The organism is Kitasatospora sp. NPDC004289, assembly GCF_053602875.1.
Genome location: NZ_JBSGEL010000169.1, coordinates 1 through 3025 on the forward strand (window position 1 = coordinate 1; position 3025 = coordinate 3025).

Annotated in this window: 4 protein-coding genes and 1 pseudogene; all 5 read left to right on the forward strand. The window is 74.7% G+C overall.

Annotation, left to right across the window (positions count from 1 at the left end):
- Positions 1-338: 338 nt before the first annotated feature.
- Positions 339-983, forward strand: a complete 645-nt coding sequence (locus ACWEPF_RS39745) for a DedA family protein (RefSeq protein WP_452176508.1) — start codon at positions 339-341, stop codon at positions 981-983.
- Positions 980-1591 (forward strand): phosphatase PAP2 family protein, encoded by a 612-nt coding sequence (locus ACWEPF_RS39750; RefSeq protein ID WP_452176509.1) that lies wholly within the window; start codon positions 980-982, stop codon positions 1589-1591. The genes ACWEPF_RS39745 and ACWEPF_RS39750 overlap by 4 nt, the downstream gene beginning before the upstream one ends.
- Entirely contained in the window at positions 1588-2319 is a 732-nt protein-coding gene (locus tag ACWEPF_RS39755; protein ID WP_452176510.1) for a phosphatase PAP2 family protein, read from the forward strand. Before ACWEPF_RS39750 ends, ACWEPF_RS39755 begins: the two co-directional genes overlap by 4 nt.
- A 79-nt stretch (positions 2320-2398) precedes the next feature.
- Positions 2399-2734, forward strand: a complete 336-nt coding sequence (locus tag ACWEPF_RS39760) for a BlaI/MecI/CopY family transcriptional regulator (RefSeq protein WP_452176511.1) — start codon at positions 2399-2401, stop codon at positions 2732-2734.
- Positions 2731-3025: pseudogene (locus ACWEPF_RS39765) on the forward strand (M56 family metallopeptidase); the annotation flags it as partial. The gene ACWEPF_RS39760 and the pseudogene ACWEPF_RS39765, both read left to right, overlap by 4 nt.

Sequence of the window (3025 nt, forward strand, 5' to 3'; positions counted from 1 at the left end):
CGAGTGCGGCGTTGACCTGCTGGGGCGTCATCGGGGCGTCGGCGGCCCACAGGACGGCCATCACGTCGGCGACGAGCTCGCCGTGCGGGCGCCTGACCTCCGGACTGTCGTGCTCCATGTCGCTCCCGTCCTGCTCCCCCGGCCGCCCGGGTGATCCCGGGCCGGTCACTTAGGTGTGCCTTTCCAAACCTTACGGGCACCGGGGGTGGCCGCCCAACAGTCCCCGTCGGGCGGCTCGCCGACCGCGGGAGGGAGTTGGCCTGCGCACGAGGTTTGTGTCTACATTGATGTAGACAACCGTGGACGGCAGCGCCGCCCCCGAGGAAAGGCGCCTACCCATGCCCGCCCCTGCCCACTTCCTGGCCGTGAACGTCCTGGACGCGAGCTCGCTGCTGGCGGCGTTCGGCGCCCTGGGCATCGCCGTCGTCCTCTTCGCCGAAACCGGCCTGCTGGTCGGCTTCTTCCTGCCCGGCGACTCCCTGCTGTTCACCGCCGGCCTGCTGTGCGTGCCCGGCACCACCGGCACCGTCCACCTGTCGCTGCCGCAGGTCCTGCTCGCGGCCGTGGCCGGCGCCCTGGCGGGTGCCCAGACCGGATTCGTCATCGGCCGCCGCGGCGGCCGGACGCTGCTGGCCCGCTCCAGCAACAGGCGCCTGCACGAGGGCGCGCAGCGAGCCGAGGACCTGCTGAACCGCTACGGCCACGCCAAGGCAATCGTGCTGGCCCGCTTCGTGCCCGTGGTGCGCACTGTCCTCAACCCGCTGGCCGGGGCGCTCGGCGTCCCGGGGCGCACGTTCGCCGTCTGGCAGACACTCGGCGGACTGCTGTGGACGGTCGGACTGGTGCTGGCCGGGTACGCACTCGGCTCCTCGGTCCCCAGCGTCGACCGCTACCTGCTGCCGATCGTGGCCGTCATCGTGGCGGTCTCCCTGACGCCGCTGGCGCTGGAGCTGGTGCGTGCCCGCAAGGCCGGTGCTCGGTGAGCGGGGCCGCGCTCGCCCTCGACGGCTCCCAGATAGACGGGGCCCTGTATCTGGAGGTCACCGAGCTGGCTCACCGCGCGCCCGTCGCGGTCGGCGAGGCGGTCGCCGCCTGGTCCGCCTATGGGCTGGCGGTGTTCGCCGCGCTGATGCTCGCGGGCTGGTGGCGGGCCCGCCGGGCCGGTGCGCCGGTGATGGCAGTCGCGCTCGCCGCTCCGGTGATCGTGGTGGCGGCGTTCGCTGCGGACACCGGGCTGAAGTCGGTGCTGCGCGAGCCTAGGCCCTGCCAGGTGCTGCCCGCGGGGGCGACTCTGGAGGCGTGCCCGGTGGCCGGGGACTGGTCGCTGCCCAGCAATCACACGGTGATCGCCTTCGCGGCCGCCGCTGCCCTGTGGCACTGCGACCGCAGGCTCGGCGCACTGGCTGCCGTTGCGGCGGTGGCGATGGGTCTCTCGCGGGTGCTGGTGGGTGTGCACTACCCGCACGACGTTCTCGCCGGGGCCCTTGTGGGCAGCCTTCTCGGCGTCCTTCTGGCTCGGGCGGCCCGGCTCGGCGCCCCGCTGGTCTCCGCACTCCGTAGCGGACGGCTTCGGCCCCTGGTGAGCACATGACCACCACCCCGGCCCGGCCGCTTTCCTCGCCCGCCGCGCTGCTCGCGCTGGTGCTGTTCGCCACGCTGACCGCCGTCCTCGCCCTGCACGGCTTCGCCCCGCTGGCCGGGGAGCTCCGGATCCACCACTGGGTAACCGAGCACCGCCCCGCCTGGGCGGTGCACCTCGCCGCAGCCGTCACCTTTCTCGGCACCGGCGCCCCGCCCTACCTCGCCGCCCTCGCGGCGGGCCTGCTCCTGGCCCGCCACCGACCGGCCTCGGCCACCCGCCGAGAGCGGCTCGTCCTCGTTCTCGCGCCGCTGCTGGTCCTCGCAGCCGGGCAGCTGGTCCGCAATGGCCTGATGCGCCTGTTCGCCCGGCCCCGGCCACCCGTCGCGGACTGGATCGCCGCCTCCCCCAGTGGCCACGCATACCCCTCCGGACACGCCTTCACCTCCGCCGTCGCCGCCGGCCTGCTCGCCTGGGCGCTGCTGCGCACCACCCGCGCCGGCCACGGCGTCCCGCTCGCGGCAGCCACAGTTGCGACCGCCGCAGCCGTCGGCCTCACTCGGATCTACCTGGGCGTTCACTGGCCCGCCGACGTCCTCGGCGGCTGGCTGCTCGCCGCGCTGTGGCTTGCCCTCCTAATGCCACTTCTCAACCCGGCCACCCCGCCACCCCGGCCCCGCCCCCGGGGCGGGAGCTGTCAGCACGGGCCGCGACTAGACTCCGCCAGCGGTCTACGTTGATGTAGTCACATGTGAGGAAGCGAGGAGTCCGGTGAACGACGCGACGCGACGCCCGGCCGGCGAGCTGGAGGCCGCGGTCATGGCCGCGCTCTGGGCTGCCGAGCGCCCACTGACCCCGACCGAGCTCCAGCAGGCCCTCCCCGCTGGACTGGCCCGCACCACCGTCGCCACGATCCTCGCCCGCCTGCACGACAAGGGCACCGTCCACCGCACCCGGCAGGGCCGCGCGTTCGCCTACCAGCCCGCCGTCGAGGACCTCGCCGCCCTCTCCGCCCGGCGCATGCACAGCGAACTCGACAAAGGCACCGACCGCACCGGCACCCTGGCCCGCTTCATCTCCCAGCTCAGCCCCGACGACGAGGACCTCGTCCGCGCCCTCCTCACCGCCTCCTCCGACCCGCAGGAGCCCCGATGACCTGGGCGGTCTGGGCTCCCCTGCTGGCCCCGTGGCTCATCACCCCGCTCGCACGGCGCCTGGCCGCGCTCCTCGCACCGCGCACCGCCGCACTCCTGCTGACCGTCACGGGCGCACTCGCCGCCGCCCTGTCCAGCGCCGCGCTCGGCCTGCTCGCCCTCAGCGCGCTGCTGCACCTCCCCCTCCTCGCCGCCCTCGGCCACCTCTCCCCGCCCCTGCTGCCGGACGGGCCCGTCACCCTCGCCCTCGGCTGGGCCGCCCTTCCCGCCTGCGCCGCGGCCGGGGCCGCCC